12 protein-coding genes and 2 pseudogenes are annotated in these 14,798 nt (G+C 72.3%); 9 read left to right on the forward strand and 5 right to left on the reverse strand.

The window, feature by feature from the left end:
* Positions 1-18: 18 nt before the first annotated feature.
* The 3 genes and pseudogenes from nhaA to ACZ3KP_RS33535 all read right to left on the reverse strand — a co-directional run.
* Positions 19-1,516 (reverse strand): annotated as a pseudogene (gene nhaA, locus ACZ3KP_RS33525) (Na+/H+ antiporter NhaA).
* Positions 1,517-1,700: 184 nt separating this feature from the next.
* Positions 1,701-3,659, reverse strand: a complete 1,959-nt coding sequence (acs, locus tag ACZ3KP_RS33530; protein ID WP_467504104.1) for an acetate--CoA ligase — start codon at positions 3,657-3,659, stop codon at positions 1,701-1,703.
* A gap of 465 nt (positions 3,660-4,124) precedes the next feature.
* Positions 4,125-4,464, reverse strand: a pseudogene (locus ACZ3KP_RS33535) (SulP family inorganic anion transporter); the annotation flags it as partial.
* A 343-nt stretch (positions 4,465-4,807) separates the two neighbouring features.
* Between ACZ3KP_RS33535 and ACZ3KP_RS33540 the strand changes: the two are divergent.
* Complete coding sequence (locus ACZ3KP_RS33540; RefSeq protein WP_467504106.1) at positions 4,808-6,070, forward strand: polysaccharide deacetylase family protein; 1,263 nt, start codon at positions 4,808-4,810, stop codon at positions 6,068-6,070.
* Here ACZ3KP_RS33540 and ACZ3KP_RS33545 read toward each other — a convergent pair.
* Positions 6,060-7,040, reverse strand: a complete 981-nt coding sequence (locus ACZ3KP_RS33545; RefSeq protein ID WP_207921749.1) for an ATP-binding protein — start codon at positions 7,038-7,040, stop codon at positions 6,060-6,062. The two genes, ACZ3KP_RS33540 and ACZ3KP_RS33545, sit on opposite strands and share 11 nt — an antisense overlap.
* Before the next feature lie 100 nt (positions 7,041-7,140).
* Between ACZ3KP_RS33545 and ACZ3KP_RS33550 the strand changes: the two genes are divergently transcribed.
* A complete protein-coding gene (locus tag ACZ3KP_RS33550; RefSeq protein ID WP_467504108.1) occupies positions 7,141-7,965 on the forward strand; it encodes a Fic family protein in 825 nt (274 codons plus the stop codon).
* Positions 7,966-8,343: 378 nt separating this feature from the next.
* Here the strand turns inward: ACZ3KP_RS33550 and ACZ3KP_RS33555 are convergent, their stop codons facing one another.
* Positions 8,344-9,168 (reverse strand): HAD family hydrolase, encoded by an 825-nt coding sequence (locus ACZ3KP_RS33555; RefSeq protein ID WP_132889477.1) that lies wholly within the window; start codon positions 9,166-9,168, stop codon positions 8,344-8,346.
* A 605-nt stretch (positions 9,169-9,773) separates the two neighbouring features.
* On the opposite strand from ACZ3KP_RS33555, the gene ssd reads away from it, so the two are divergent.
* The 7 genes from ssd to ACZ3KP_RS33590 all read left to right on the forward strand — a co-directional run bounded on the left by ssd (position 9,774) and on the right by ACZ3KP_RS33590 (position 14,707).
* The gene (gene ssd, locus ACZ3KP_RS33560; protein ID WP_467504109.1) at positions 9,774-10,871 is read left to right on the forward strand and encodes a septum site-determining protein Ssd; all 1,098 of its coding nucleotides are present in this window, start codon (positions 9,774-9,776) and stop codon (positions 10,869-10,871) included.
* Entirely contained in the window at positions 10,868-12,070 is a 1,203-nt protein-coding gene (locus ACZ3KP_RS33565; protein WP_467504111.1) for a TadA family conjugal transfer-associated ATPase, read from the forward strand. Before ssd ends, ACZ3KP_RS33565 begins: the two co-directional genes overlap by 4 nt.
* Positions 12,070-12,930, forward strand: coding sequence for a type II secretion system F family protein (locus tag ACZ3KP_RS33570; RefSeq protein WP_467504113.1), 861 nt, complete (start codon positions 12,070-12,072; stop codon positions 12,928-12,930). The genes ACZ3KP_RS33565 and ACZ3KP_RS33570 overlap by 1 nt, the downstream gene beginning before the upstream one ends.
* A complete protein-coding gene (locus ACZ3KP_RS33575) occupies positions 12,927-13,742 on the forward strand; it encodes a type II secretion system F family protein (protein WP_467504115.1) in 816 nt (271 codons plus the stop codon). Before ACZ3KP_RS33570 ends, ACZ3KP_RS33575 begins: the two co-directional genes overlap by 4 nt.
* Before the next feature lie 89 nt (positions 13,743-13,831).
* Positions 13,832-14,011 carry a DUF4244 domain-containing protein gene (locus tag ACZ3KP_RS33580; protein WP_358981885.1) on the forward strand — a complete coding sequence of 60 codons (180 nt, stop codon included), beginning with the start codon at positions 13,832-13,834 and terminating at the stop codon, positions 14,009-14,011.
* A gap of 28 nt (positions 14,012-14,039) precedes the next feature.
* A complete protein-coding gene (locus ACZ3KP_RS33585) occupies positions 14,040-14,354 on the forward strand; it encodes a TadE family type IV pilus minor pilin (protein ID WP_467504117.1) in 315 nt (104 codons plus the stop codon).
* The gene (locus ACZ3KP_RS33590) at positions 14,351-14,707 is read left to right on the forward strand and encodes an Rv3654c family TadE-like protein (protein WP_467504119.1); all 357 of its coding nucleotides are present in this window, start codon (positions 14,351-14,353) and stop codon (positions 14,705-14,707) included. Before ACZ3KP_RS33585 ends, ACZ3KP_RS33590 begins: the two co-directional genes overlap by 4 nt.
* Positions 14,708-14,798: the final 91 nt, after the last annotated feature.

Genomic DNA, 14,798 nt, shown 5'->3' on the forward strand with positions numbered 1-14,798 from the left:
TTGTACCGTCTCGTCAGATCATGCCGGACGGTCGCCCTGCGCGCCTGCCCCGCCCGGCACTTCGGCAAGCGCGTCATACCTTCGGGGTGGCGCACCGGGCACCGTACGGTGGCTAGCGGGAGGCCTCCTCGGCTGCCTTCTCGGCTGCCTTCTCGGCGGCGATCCGGCGGTGTTCGGCCGCCTTGCGGTCGTAGATCTCCGCCATCCGCAGGTGGTACGCCGGGTCGTCCTCCTCGTAGACGTCCGGGATGCCGTCGCTGTCCTCGTCCCGCTCCTCGGCCTCGACCAGGCTGCGGTAACGGGCGTTGCGTATCTTCAGCAACACGGTGGCGCACAGGGCGGCGATCAGCGATCCGGTGAGTACGGCGGCCTTGACCTCGTCCGTCAGCACGGCGTCGCCCTCGAAGGCGAGTCCGCCGATGAGCAGCGACACCGTGAAGCCGATCCCGGCGAGCGAGGCGACCGCGAAGACGTCCCCCCACGCGAGGTCGCCGCCCAGCGAGGCCCGGGTGAAGCGGGCGGTCAGCCAGGTTCCGCCGAAGATCCCGACCGTCTTGCCGACGACCAGCCCGAGGACGACGCCCAGCGTCTCGGGCCTGCCGAACACGTCCGCGAGCTCCCCCTTGGACACCGTGACGCCGGCGCTGAAGAGCGCGAAGAGCGGTACCGCGAGCCCCGCCGACCACGGCCGCACCAGGTGCTCGATGCGCTCGCCGGGGGAGCACTGCTCGCCCTCGCGGGTGGTGCAGCGCAGCATCAGGCCCATGGCGACACCGGCGATGGTCGCGTGCACGCCGCTGTGATACATCAGCGCCCAGATCACCACCGCGAGCGGGACGTACACGTACCAGCCGCGCACGCCCTTGCGCAGCAGCAGCCAGAAGACGGCGAGACCGAGCACCGCGCCGCCGAGCGCGGCGAAGTCGATCCGCTCGGTGAAGAAGACCGCGATGATCAGGATGGCGAACAGGTCGTCGACGACGGCGAGGGTGAGCAGGAAGGCGCGCAGCGCGCTCGGCAGGGAGGTCCCGATGACCGCCAGTACGGCCAGCGCGAACGCGATGTCGGTGGCCGTCGGCACCGCCCAGCCGTGCGTGGAGCCGCCGCCGACCAGGTTGGTGACGGTGTAGACGAGCGCCGGTACGGCCATTCCGCACAGGGCGGCGACCACCGGCAGCACGGCCGCCCTGGGGTCCCGCAGGTCACCGGCGACCAGCTCTCGCTTGAGTTCGATGCCGGCGACGAAGAAGAAGATCGCGAGCAGGCCGTCGGCGGCCCAGTGGGCGACGGACAGGTGCAGGCCGAGGGCGGTGGGGCCGAGGTGGAAGTGGCTGACCGTCTCGTAGCTGTGGTGCAGGCCGGGGATGTTCGACCAGAGCAGCGCGGCCGTGGCGGCGAGCAGGAGCACCACCCCGCCGACGGTCTCGGTCCGCAGCGCGTCCGTCACGAAGGTCCGCTCGGGCAGCGAGAGCCGGTCGAGGAACCTGCGGACGGGGGTGGTGCGGGGCGCGGACACGGGGACCTCCGGTCGGTGGGCAGGACGGGGCAGCTGCCGACCAGACTTCCCGGCACACCTGAGGTCACGCTCTTTGCTTAGTTTACCTAAGGTGCGGCGGTGGTTGCCGGGTGAGATCCACGGTAGGTGCAAAAGGGGCGCCCGGCGCGTCGCGCTCCGGGCGCCCCTGGAGACCTTGTCCGGGTCAGTCCTCGCTGGGTGCGGCGGGGAGCTTGGCCTGGATGAGGTCCATGACCGTGGAGTCCGTCAGGGTGGTCACGTCGCCGAGCTGGCGGTTCTCGGCGACGTCGCGCAGGAGTCGGCGCATGATCTTGCCGGAGCGGGTCTTGGGCAGCTCGGCGACCGGCAGGACCCGCTTGGGCTTGGCGATCGGGCCGAGGGTGGCGCCGACGTGGTTGCGCAGGTCGGCGATGAGGTTCTCGTCCTCGGCGTCGGCGGTGCCGCGCAGGATCACGAAGGCGACGATGGCCTGCCCGGTGGTCTCGTCGGCCGCGCCGACCACGGCCGCCTCGGCGACCGACGGGTGGGAGACGAGGGCCGACTCGACCTCGGTGGTGGAGATGTTGTGACCGGAGACGAGCATGACGTCGTCGACGCGGCCGAGCAGCCAGATGTCGCCGTCGTCGTCCTTCTTCGCGCCGTCGCCCGCGAAGTACCTGCCCTCGAACCGGGACCAGTAGGTGTCCAGGAAGCGCTGGTCGTCGCCCCAGATGGTGCGGAGCATCGAGGGCCACGGCTCGGTGAGGACCAGGTAGCCGCCACCGCCGTCCGGGACCTCGTTCGCCTCGTCGTCGACGACGGTGGCCGAGATGCCGGGCAGCGGGGTCTGCGCGGATCCGGGCTTGGTCGCGGTGACACCCGGCAGCGGGGAGATCATCATCGCGCCGGTCTCGGTCTGCCACCAGGTGTCCACGATCGGCGTCCGGTCGGCGCCGATGTGCTTGCGGTACCAGATCCAGGCCTCGGGGTTGATCGGCTCGCCCACCGAGCCGAGCACCCGCAGGCTGCTCAGGTCGAACTTCGCGGGGATGTCGTCGCCCCACTTCATGAACGTGCGGATCGCGGTGGGCGCCGTGTACAGGATCGTCACCCCGTACTTCTGCACGATCTCCCAGAACCGGCCCTGGTGCGGGGTGTCCGGGGTGCCCTCGTACATCACCTGGGTCGCGCCGTTGGCCAGCGGGCCGTAGACGATGTAGGAGTGGCCCGTGACCCAGCCGACGTCGGCCGTGCACCAGTAGACGTCGGTCTCCGGCTTGAGGTCGAAGACCGCCCAGTGCGTGTACGACGTCTGGGTGAGGTAGCCGCCCGAGGTGTGCAGGATGCCCTTCGGCTTCCCCGTGGTGCCGGACGTGTAGAGGATGAACAGCGGGTGCTCGGCGTCGAAGGCCTGCGGGGTGTGCTCGGCCGGCTGCCGGTCGACGAGCTCGTGCCACCACACGTCCCGGCTGCCGTCCCAGGCCACTTCCTGCCCGGTACGGCGGACGACCAGGACGTGCTCGACGTTGCCCGCCTTGCCGACCGCCTCGTCCACGGCGGGCTTGAGTGCGGACGGCTTGCCGCGCCGGTAACCGCCGTCGGACGTGATGACGACCCGGGCGTCCGCGTCCTGGATGCGGGTGGCGAGCGCGTCGGCGGAGAAGCCGCCGAAGACGACGGAGTGCGCGGCGCCGATCCGGGCGCAGGCGAGCATCGCGACGGCCGTCTCGGGGATCATCGGCATGTAGATCGCGACCCGGTCGCCGGCCTGGACTCCCAGCTCCAGCAGCGCGTTCGCGGCCCTGGAGACCTCGTCCTTGAGCTCGGCGTAGGTGATCGCGCGGCTGTCGCCGGGCTCACCCTCGAAGTGGATGGCGACCCGGTCGCCGTGGCCGGCCTCCACGTGCCGGTCCACACAGTTGTACGCGACGTTGAGCTCGCCGTCCTTGAACCACTTCGCGAACGGCGGGTTGGACCAGTCCAGCGTCTCGGTCGGCTCCTTGGCCCAGGTCAGCCTGCGGGCCTGCGCGGCCCAGAAGCCGAGCCTGTCAGCCTTGGCCTCTTCGTACGCCTCGGCCCCGACATTGGCGTTCTCTGCCAGGTCGGCGGGCGGCGCGAAGCGTCGCTCCTCCCTCAAGAGGTTGGCCAGGCTCTCGTTGCTCACGACATCTCCCTTTCGAAGGGTGTCCCTGTGTCCGTTGTGTCCCAAGCCACACAGCTCATCAGACCCGGGGGTCCGGTGACAAGGGCCGTCCGACAATTGGTTTAGACCTATCGGGTGCGTGGGCAGCGGCGGGCCCGCGCTGACGGTGCCTCAGGCCGGACGGGGCAGCTCCTTGGCGTCCGGTACTCCCTCGAACACCTCCGACCCTCCCTCGCCTTCGGCACGTCCCAGCAGACAAGCCTGCGCCTCACCCGCATGGAAGTACATCCCGTACAGCCGCGGTTCGCCGGCGCCCCGGCGCCCGCGCCACCGACCCGTGGGCCCGCAGGTGTTCCAGCTGCTGCACCGCGTTGGCCAGACAGAGCCGCTCCACCGCGTCCAGAGGCGGCCGCCCCGCCAACCGGGCCTCCAGGCCGGCCCGGCAGACCCGGGACTGGGCGCCGGGGCGGCCGGCGACCAGCTTGTCCACGGCGGCCGCGGTGCGCGCCACGCGCGGGCAGCCGAGGCCCAGTTGGGCCAGGCCGGCGAGCGTGGTGATGTCGCAGGTCGCCCGCCAGCCGTGGCGGTGGATCAGGTCGGCCGTGACGACGGTGAGTCCGGCGCCGGGGCCGCCGACCTGGGGCGGGCAACCGCCGAACCGCCCGGCGAGCAGGCCGCCGACGGCCGCCGCGACCAGCCCCGCCTGGAGCGGGGCGCCGGTGGCCAGGGTGATGCCGAGGGGCAGCGGCAGCGCGATCAGGAAGACCGCGACGGACGCGGACGGGTCGGCCCGGAGGGCTCGGGGTGGGTGCGTTCGCAGGCTGATGACATGGTTCCCGTCCCCTTCGGGCGGCGCGGTCGCGGATCGGGTGGGCCACCTCGCCGGGGGCGGGGGATCGGTCGCGGTTGTGGGGCACGGGGTGCAGCGGCGGGATGGATCAACGATCGGTAAATGAATCGTAATGCAGAGTAAAAGTCGGGCCTGGATTTTCTGTGCAAATGGGGCACCGGTTCGCCCCCTTGGGTGAAGTGAGCAGTTCATCGGCTTGTCGTATTAATCCCTCTCTCGGTCCTATGCGACCTTGGCCGCGCTGTCGGCACATACCCGGCACACCGCCATAAAACGCCGTCATGGGCGTTCGCCGAGAGAAGGAAGAAGGTGGGCGGAATTGGCCGCCACCCAGAGGATCGCCGTCGGCGCCGTGGCCGCCGCGGCCTGTGCCGCGTCGCTGGCCGCTTGTGCGACCGGCACCAACTCCGAGAAAGGGACGTCCGGGCCGCGGAAGGGAGCGCCGGCGCCGGAGAGCGTGGTCCGTCTGATCGGCGACGGCTCCACCGCGTACACCGGGGCACAGCCGCATCTGCCCCGGCCGGAGAAGCTCAAGCCCGGTGAGAAGCCCCCGCAGTTCGTGGTGTTCTCCTGGGACGGCGCCGGCGAGGACAGCCAGAAGCTGTTCTCGCACTTCCGCAAGGTCGCCAAGGAGAACCACGCGAACATGACGTTCTTCCTCAGCGGCGTCTACATGCTGCCGGAGGAGAAGAAGGACCTCTATCACCCCCCGCAGCACTCGCCCGGCAGCTCGGAGATCGGCTTCAACGACGAACAGGGCATCTCCGACACCGTCAAGCAACTACGGCTGGCCTGGCTGGAGGGGAACGAGATCGGCACCCACTTCAACGGGCACTTCTGCGGCCCGGACGGTGGGGTCGGCCAGTGGTCGGTGGCCGAGTGGAAGAGCGAGATCGCCCAGGCCAAGCAGTTCGTGAAGAGCTGGAAGACCAACACCGGCATGAAGGACGCCGCGCCGCTGCCCTTCGACTACGACAAGGAGCTCATCGGCGCCCGCACCCCCTGCCTGGAGGGGCAGAAGAACTTCGTGAAGGCGGCGAGCCAGCTGGGCTTCCGCTACGACACCAGCGGCGTCAACGACCAGGTCTGGCCCAAGAAGAGGGAAGGGCTGTGGGACCTGTCCATGCAGCTCGTGCCCTTCCCCGGCCACTCCTACGAGCAGTTGACCATGGACTACAACTTCATGGTCAACCAGTCCGGCACCCAGACCCAGGGGGACCCCGACAAGTTCGACTACTGGGGCGACCAGATGCGCGACGGGCTGATCCAGGGCTTCAACCGTGCCTACAACGGCAACCGCGCGCCGCTCGTGATCGGGAACCACTTCGAGTCCTGGAACGGCGGCACGTACATGCGTGCCCTCGACGACGTGGTCCGGAACGTCTGCAACAAGCCCGACGTGCGCTGTGTCTCCTTCCATCAGCTGGCCGACTGGCTGGACGCCCAGGACCCGCAGGTCCTGGCACGGCTGCGGAGCCTGAACGTGGGCGAGGCGCCGCGGCAGGGCTGGGCGTCCTTCCTGTCCGCTCACCCCGCCCCGGCGCCGAAGGGGGTGCCCGGGGCGCCGGCGGTCAGGCAGTAGCCGCCACTTCCTCACCGAGCACGAAGCCGGGGTCGATCTGCGCGGCCAGGTCGGCCCCGGTGCGCTCGTTGCCCCACGACAGGGCGTTCTTCAGGTGGAAGTGGACCATCTGCCGGGTGTAGCGCTCCCAGTCCCGCAACGCGTGCGTCGCGTCGGCGGCGGCCTTGAGGCTGCGCAGGGCGTCGCGGTTGGCGTCCTCCAGGAGCTCGAACCGCGGTGGACGGCCCTTCTCCATGGCGCGTACCCAGTCGGAGTGCCCGACCGTGACCAGCAGGTCGTCCCCGACCTCCGAGCGGAGGAAGTCGATGTCGTCCTGCCCCTGCACCTTGTTGCCGACGACCTTCAGCACGACGCCGAAGTCCCGGGCGTACTCCTTGTACTGGCGGTAGACGGAGACCCCCTTCCGGGTCGGTTCGGCGACGAGGAACGTGATGTCGAAGCGGGTGAACATGCCGGAGGCGAAGGAGTCCGAACCCGCCGTCATGTCGACCACGACGTACTCGTCGGGCCCGTCGACGAGGTGGTTCAGGAACAGCTCCACCGCTCCGGTCTTGGAGTGGTAGCAGGAGACGCCCAGGTCGGCGTCCGTGAAGGGCCCGGTGACCATCAAACGGACGGCGCCGCCGTCGAGTTCCACCGGCCGCGCGCACGCGTCGTACACCGGGTTGGGCTCCCGCACCCGGACCAGCCGCGAGCCCGCGCCGGGCGGGGTGGTCTTGATCATCGTCGCGGCGGAGGCGATGCGCGGGTTGTTGCCGCGCAGGTAGTCCTTGATCAGGGACAGCCGCTCGCCCATCGCGGGCAGTGCCGCCGCCTCCGACTCGTCGAGGCCGAGCGCGGGGCCGAGGTGCTGGTTGATGTCGGCGTCGACGGCGACCACCGGCGCACCGGCCGCCGCGAGGTACCTGATGAAGAGGGAGGAGAGCGTGGTCTTGCCGCTGCCGCCCTTTCCGACGAAAGCAATTTTCATGTTCACGAAGGGTAGTCATGTAGTAGCTGTCTGTGTCAGGCGGAGTGAAGAAGACCACTCCTTCGTGGAGTGCGCGGCCGGGGTGCGTAGGGTCTTACTCATGAGTACGACAGGTGCGACCGCCGATCCGCTCGCGGCCCTGGGCGCGCTGCCCGGGGTGGCCGAGTCCGTGGAGTCGGTGCGCAGGGCCGTGGACCGGGTCTACGGGCACCGGGTCATGCGGCGCCGCAGCAACGCCGTCACCTCCGAGGCCGCGCTGCGCGGCGCCCGGGGCAGTGCCGCGCTCTCCGGGGCCGACTGGGCGCTGGAGGAGGTGCGGCGGCGCTCCGACTTCGGGGTGGACGACGAGGCGCGCGTGGTCGGAGCGGCGCTGCGGCTGACCGCGGAGGCGGGGCAGCTGCTGTCCATCTGGCGGCAGTCGCCGCTGCGGGTGCTGGCCCGGCTGCACCTGGTGGCGGCGGCCACCGGCGGCGACGAGGTCGGCAGGCCGCGGCAGGCCGGCGAGCGTGTCGACGAGCCGCTGGTCGAGCTGCCGCTGCCGGATGCGGACGAGGTGGCGGGGCGCCTGGAGGGCCTCGCCCGGCTGGTCATCGCGGGGAGCCAGGCGCCCGCACTGGTGACGGCCGCCGTGGTGCACGGCGAACTGCTCGCCCTGCGGCCCTTCACCACGAGCAACGGACTGGTCGCGCGGGCGGCCGAGCGGATCGTGCTGATCGGCAGCGGTCTCGACCCCAAGGCGATCTGCCCCGCCGAGGTCGGCCACGCGGAGCTGGGCCGCGCCTCCTATCTGGCTGCCCTGGACGGCTATGTCTCGGGCACCCCGGAGGGAATGGCGGCCTGGATCGCGCACTGCGGACGCGCGGTCGAACTGGGCGTGCGCGAGTCGACGGCGGTCTGCGAGGCGCTGCAGCGCGGGGCGGCGTAGGACCGAAGGGTCCGGAAAAGGGTTGCGGCGGTACGAGGACTCGTACCGCCGCTGGCATGTTCACCGGGTTACCAAGCGTCCTCGATGTGTCGCCCATCAGGTCGGGTGCTTTGCCCGTCACCTGGTGCGGCTGGCCCGTAATCGACGGGTCGACGTCGCGTGGGTGCGCGGTGGCCATGCTGGGTCCGTGGGGCCAAATGCGTATTAAAGGTGATCCTCTCGGATGTCCTTTGGTCTCGCGGGCCGCTAACCCCTTTGTACTGCAAGCCCGGAGCAAGCGGAAGTCCTGCCTGCAGTTCTTTACTTTTAGGTTCAAAGACGCACTAAAAGGGCGCCGATGAGCCGAACGGGTGAATGAGGGGGTCGGGGCCGGCCGCTTCAGGCGACCGTGCTGCGGCGCCGGCTCGCGTACCAGACCAGACCCGCGGTGGCGGCCGCCGCGCCTATGGCGGCCGCGGCGACCAGGGCCGGCCGCGGGGGCGTGGACAGCCGCTGCTTGAGCCGCACCGGGCGGTGGAAGTCGAGGATCGGCCAGCCGTGCGCGAGGGCCTCGCGGCGCAGCGCGCGGTCCGGGTTCACGGCGTGCGGGTGCCCGACCGCCCGGAGCATCGGCACATCGGTCGCCGAGTCGCTGTACGCGTAACAGCGCTCCAGGTCGTATCCCTCGGAGGCGGCCAGCTCGCGGACGGCCTCCGCCTTCGTCGGGCCGTACGCGTAGTACTCCACCTCGCCCGTGTAGCAGCCGTCCTCGCCTACCACCATCCGGGTGGCGACCACCCGGTCCGCCCCTAGGAGTTCGCCGATGGGCTCGACCACCTCCGCGCCCGACGTGGAGACGATGACGACGTCCCGGCCGGCCCGGTGGTGCTCCTCGATGAGGGAGGCGGCCTCGTCGTAGATGATCGGGTCGATCAGGTCGTGCAGGGTCTCGGCGACGATCTCCTTGACCTGCTGGACGTTCCAGCCGCGGACGAGGCGGGACAGGTACGCGCGGGTGCGCTCCATCTGGTCGTGGTCCATACCGCCGACCAGGAACACGAACTGGGAGTACGCGGTGCGCAGTGCCGCCCTGCGGTTGATCAGGCCGCCTTGGTAGAACGACTTGCTGAAGGTGAGCGTGCTCGACTTCGCAATGACCGTCTTGTCCAGGTCAAAGAACGCCGCTGTGCGAGGCAAGGAGTGGTTTTCCACGACCCCGAGCATAGGCGCCCACCATTCGGCGTAAGGTGGGGCGCGTGGGTTTGCCTGAGAGGGCTCTCGGGTACACCATGGAAGTCACGGATCGTTCGCGACCGTGCTAACCCGGTCCGGCTCCTCCCCCCCCCGAGTCGGCCGTGGAGACGACCCCCACTCTCCCCCCCGGTGGGGGTCGTCGCATGTCCGGGTGGGTTTCTCCCCTCTCTTCGCGGGCCGCGAGGCCTGGCCGGGCGGCTTCGGCCGCCCCTTTCGCATGCCCATGATCCGTCACGCGGAGTAGTCGAGGCGCTGCGCTGTGGAAGTCGCGGGAGCCCAGCGCGAGGCTCGCCGGTATGGGTGACGGAGATATTCACAACCCCCGGCCTGTCCACGGTTTTCGACCAAGATCCACACGATTTCCCGGTTCGCTGCACCGTGATTCCAGCGCGATCCGGCGGCGGCCACTTCATGGCCGGTTCCCATTGCCGGGCGTCAACGGCCGGTTTCTACCGGCCGTGCATATGAAGGCCGATTGCCGGTTCTTCACACGTTTGGGAATCGCGGGGCCGCAGTGGCCACGCGCCACCACTCGGCGACCACTCAGCGACCACTCAGCCAAGGGGGAAGCTCACATGGCCAAAACCGTCACCCAGGATCCACCGCCCGCCGCCGCGGGACGGCCCGGACGCCCGATGATCGTCACCGAGGACGCCGAACTCCTCGACGACCTCTTGCGGCTGTGCGCGGCGGCCGGCGCCAAACCAGAGGTCCACCACGGCGTACCGGAACGCGGCGGCGGCTGGGAGTCAGCCCCGCTCGTCCTGGTCGGCGACGACGCGGCACGGCGGGTGCGCGGGGCCACCCGCCGGCGCGGGGTGGTGCTGGTCGGACAGGACCAGGACGACCCCGACGTGTGGAAACGGGCCGTGGAGATCGGCGCCGACCACGTCCTGATGCTGCCGGACGGCGAGCAGTGGCTCGTGGACCGGATCGCCGACGTCGTCGAGGGGGTGGGCCGCCCGGCCCTCACCGTCGGAGTGATCGGCGGCCGGGGCGGGGCCGGTGCCTCCACGCTCGCCTGCGCGCTCGCCGTCACCTCCGCGCGTGAGGGACTGCGCACCCTCCTCGTGGACGCGGATCCACTGGGCGGCGGAATCGACGTACTCCTCGGCGGCGAGACGGCCGAGGGCCTGCGCTGGCCCGCCTTCGCCGCCTCGCGCGGCCGGCTCGGCAGCGGTGCCCTGGAGGAGTCGCTGCCCGAACTGCACTCGCTGCGCATCCTCAGCTGGGACCGTGGCGACTGCGTGGCGATCCCGCCGCCCGCCGTCCGCGCGGTGCTCGCGGCCGCCCGGCGGCGCGGCGGCACGGTCGTCGTCGACCTGCCGCGCCGCCTGGACGACGGGATCGCCGAAGTCCTCACCCAGCTCGACCTGGCCGTCCTGGTGGTCCCGGCCGAACTGCGCGCGATCGCCGCCGCCGGACGGGTGGCGGCCACCGTCGGCATGGTCGTGCGCGACCTGCGGGTGGCGGTGCGGGGGCCGTACCCGCCGGGTCTGGACGACCGGGAGGTGGCCCACCTGCTCGGCCTGCCCCTGGCCGGCGAAGTGCCCGCCGAACCCGGCCTGTCCCGTCCCGACCGCAAGCCCCCGGGCGCCGTCGCACGCGGGCCGCTGGCCCGCTTCTGCAAGGACTTCTGGGAACGGACGCTGGTAGAGGCAGGTGGCGTATGAGGCCCGGCGCCCCGGGCGGTGACGGCCCGGCCCTGCTCGACGGGGTGCGGCGCTGGCTCGCCGAGAGCGGCGCCGAGCCCACGCCCGCGCGGGTGGCGCAGGCCCTGCGCGCACAGGGCCGGGTGCTCGGCGACGCCGAAGTCCTCGGCGCGGCCGAACGACTCCGCTCCGAACTCGTCGGCAGCGGCCCCCTGGAGCCGCTGCTGGCCGATCCCACGGTCACCGACGTCCTGGTGACCGCCCCCGACCGGGTCTGGGTGGACCGCGGCGGCGGCCTGGAACTGACCCCGGTCGCCTTCCCGGACGCGGCGGCGGTACGACGTCTCGCGCAGCGACTGGCCGCGGTGGCCGGCCGGCGCCTCGACGACGCGCGTCCCTGGGCGGACGCCCGGCTGCCCGACGGCACCCGCCTGCACGCGGTCCTGCCCCCGGTGGCGGTCGGCTGCACCTGCCTGTCCCTGCGGGTGGTACGGCCCCGGGCGTTCACGCTGGACGAACTGGTCGCGGCGGGCACCGTTCCGCCCGGCGGCGACCGGATCCTGCGCGCCCTGCTGACGGCCCGGCTGTCCTTCCTGGTCAGCGGCGGCACCGGCACCGGCAAGACGACCCTGCTCAGCGCCCTGCTCGGGCTGGTCGGTCCGGGGGAGCGAATCGTGCTCGCCGAGGACTCGGCGGAGCTGCGGCCCGAACACCCCCATGTCGTACGGCTGGAGACCAGACCCGCCAACCAGGAGGGCGCCGGCCTGGTCACCCTGGAGGACCTGGTCCGGCAGGCCCTGCGGATGCGCCCCGACCGGCTCGTGGTCGGAGAGGTGCGCGGACCCGAGGTGGTGCACCTGCTGGCCGCGCTCAACACCGGCCACGAGGGCGGCTGCGGCACCGTGCACGCCAACGCGGCGGCCGACGTACCGGCCCGCCTGGAGGCGCTCGGTACGGCCGCGGGACTCGACCGGGCGGCCCTGCACAGCCAGTTGGCGGCCGCCCTGTCGGTGGTGCTGCACCTCGCACGGGACCGCGCGGGCCGACGCCGGATCACCGAGGTGCACGTGCTGGAACGGGACCCGTCGGGTCTGGTGCGGACGGTTCCGGCCCTGCGCTGGGGCACGGACGCGTTCGCACGCGAGCGGGGGTGGGAGCGGCTGCGGGAGCTGTTTCGAAGTGACGTGAGTGACCGGAATTCCGAGAAAGGGTGCCCGTGATGGGTGAGACGACGGTGGGTGCTGTCGTGGTGTGCGGTGGGGTCATGGCCTGGCTGCTGGCCGGGCGGCAGCGTGAGGTGCGGCGGGCACGGCTGCTGCTCGCCGGGGGCGGGGTGGTGGCCACCGGACCGCCCTCCTGGGAGCGTGCGGCCGGGGAACTGCGGCGGCTGCACGGCCGCCTGCGTGCGGAGTGGTGGGCTCTCGTCGTCGGGCTGGCGCTCGCGTTCCTCGCCGGTTCGGTCCTTCCGGTCCTCGCGGGGGCGGCCGGGGTCCCGGTGCTGCGCCGGCTGCGGCTGGCCCGGCAGGCGCGGCGTACCCGGGACGTGCGCGCCGACGCGGTGATCGCGCTGTGCGGGGCGCTCGCCGGCGAGGTGCGTGCCGGACGGCAGCCCGCCGAGGCGCTGCTGCGGGCCGCGCGGGACTCCGGCGGACTGGGCGAGGCCCAGGCCGCGGTGGTGGCGGCGGCCCGCTTCGGCGGGGATGTGCCGGGCGCCCTTGCGGTGGCGGCTCGGCAGCCGGGCGCCGACGGCCTGTCGGGGCTCGCGGCCTGCTGGCGGGTGGCGGTCGACCAGGGTGCGGGACTGGCCGCGGGCCTGGACCGCCTGGACGCGGCCCTGCGCGCCGACCGGGACCAGCGGGCCGACCTGCGGGCCCAGTTGTCGGGCGCCCGGGCCACCGCCCTGATGCTCGCCGCCCTGCCCGCCCTCGGCCTGTTGCTCGGCTCGGCCATGGGTGCCGAGCCGCTGCGGGTGCTGCTGCACACCGGGGCTGGGTTGGGCTGCCTGGTCGCAGGCACCGTTTTCGAAGGCGCCGGTATGTGGTGGGCGGTCCGGATCGTGCGGGGAGCTGAGGCGGGATGAGCGCGGAGGTCCTGCACAGGCTGACGGCCGTCCCCAGCCTGACGGTTGTCCACAGGCTGGGGGCGACGGTCGCGGTGCTGCTGGTCCTCGGCTGGTCGGCGTGGCGGCTGGAGCGGGCCGGGCGCGGGCGCCGGGCAAGGCGCCGGGTGGCCGCACTGCTGGCCCTGGAGACGGCGGAGTTCCACCCCGACGTGGGCGGCGCCCTTCGCAGGTGGCTGCCGGTGGTCGGCGTGGTGTGCGGCGGCTGGGTGCTGGTCGGCGGGATCACCGGGGCGCTGCTGGGGCTGGGCGTCGCCGCCGGGCTGTGGCGGTGGCGGCGCCGGGAGGGCGACGGGGAGCGGGCGGCGCGGGCGGAGGCGGCCGAGGCCGCGCGTCAACTCCCCCTCGCCGCCGACCTCCTGGCGGCCTGCATCGCGGCCGGCGCCGGTCCGGTGGTCGCCGCCCAGGCCGTCGGCGAGGCTCTCGGTGGACCCGTCGGGGACGGGCTCGCGCGGGGCGCGGCCGAGGTGCGGCTGGGCGGCGAACCGGCGGACGCCTGGCGGCGGTTGGCGGCGCTGCCGGGCGCCGCCGCCCTGGCCCGGCTGCTGGAGCGGGCCGACGAGTCCGGGCTGCCGGCCGCGGTTCCCGTCGCCCGGCTCGCCTCGGACGCCCGTGCGGAGTGGGCGCGGGCCGCGACCACCCGGGCACGACGGGCGGCCGTGCTGATCTCGGCGCCGGTGGGGCTCTGCTTCCTGCCCGCGTTCGTCTCCGTCGGGGTGCTGCCCGTGGTGATCGGGCTGGCGGGCGGAGTGCTGCGAGGAGGTGGCGGATGACGGCCCGCGAGCGGGCTGGCGACGGAACTGAGCCAGATTCAACGGATTCAACGGATCAAATCGGGTTCAACGGATCAAAGGGAGTCAAGATGTACCGGAAGATGCGGATGCTGCTGCGTAGGGACGCCGGAATGGTCACGTCCGAGTACGCGATGGGGATCATCGCCGCCGTCGGGTTCGCGGCGGTCCTGTACGCGGTGGTGACGAGCGGGCAGGTCAGTCAGGAACTGCAGGACATCGTGAAACGAGCCCTCAGTGCGCGGATGTGAGCGAGGGCGCCGGGCTGACCGGGGGTTCGTGACCGCGGAGGCGGCCGTGGTGCTGCCGGTGCTGGTGGCGTTCACGATGGCGCTGGTGTGGGGGCTGCTGGTGGTGGCCGCCCAGATCCGGTGCGTGGACGCCGCCCGTACCGGGGCGCGGGCCGCAGCGCGGCAGGACGCCGAGGACGCGGTGGTCGCGGTGACGAAGGAGGCGGCGCCGGACGGGGCGACGGTGACCGTGGGCAGAGAGGGCGACCGGATCCGGGTGACGGTGGTGGCGAGGCCGCCGGTGCTGGGTACGCTGCCGTTCGAGGTGCGGGAGTCGGCGGTGGCGTCGGCGGAGGGACCGTGAAGCGCCCGTACTCGGATCAGGGATCCGCCACCGTCTGGAGCGTGGGGGCGATCGCCGTCCTGTGCGTCGTGTTCGGCGTCGTGCTCGGACTCGGGCAGGCCGTGGTCGCACGGCACCGCGCGGCCGGCGGCGCCGACATGGCCGCGCTCGCCGCGGCGGACCACTGGGCCGAGGGGACGTCGGTGGCCTGTGCGCGGGCCGACCGGGTGGCCCGCGCACAGGGCACCCGGCTGACGCGGTGCGTGCTGACGGGGGACGTCTCGGACGTGACGGCGGCCTCGGGAGCAGGACCGTTCGCGGCGGAGGTCCGGGCCAGAGCGGGCCCCGCCGGCGATGCGCCCATGAGGGGCTAGAAGGCTCATGAAGATCTTGGGGTTCTGGCCCCGCCGCGTGAGCGGTGGGGCCAGACTCGTTTCGTGGTGATGGGTGAGTGGGTCGGCGAGA

The organism is Streptomyces sp. NPDC020958 (assembly GCF_055562175.1).

Coding starts and splice junctions, on each gene's coding strand:
- ACZ3KP_RS33545 (WP_207921749.1), bottom strand. CDS start 7,040: ATGAAAATTGCTTTCGTCGGAAAGGGCGGCAGCGGCAAGACCACGCTC.
- ACZ3KP_RS33550 (WP_467504108.1), top strand. CDS start 7,141: ATGAGTACGACAGGTGCGACCGCCGATCCGCTCGCGGCCCTGGGCGCG.
- ACZ3KP_RS33555 (WP_132889477.1), bottom strand. CDS start 9,168: ATGCTCGGGGTCGTGGAAAACCACTCCTTGCCTCGCACAGCGGCGTTC.
- ssd (WP_467504109.1), top strand. CDS start 9,774: ATGGCCAAAACCGTCACCCAGGATCCACCGCCCGCCGCCGCGGGACGG.
- ACZ3KP_RS33565 (WP_467504111.1), top strand. CDS start 10,868: ATGAGGCCCGGCGCCCCGGGCGGTGACGGCCCGGCCCTGCTCGACGGG.
- ACZ3KP_RS33570 (WP_467504113.1), top strand. CDS start 12,070: ATGGGTGAGACGACGGTGGGTGCTGTCGTGGTGTGCGGTGGGGTCATG.
- ACZ3KP_RS33575 (WP_467504115.1), top strand. CDS start 12,927: ATGAGCGCGGAGGTCCTGCACAGGCTGACGGCCGTCCCCAGCCTGACG.
- ACZ3KP_RS33580 (WP_358981885.1), top strand. CDS start 13,832: ATGTACCGGAAGATGCGGATGCTGCTGCGTAGGGACGCCGGAATGGTC.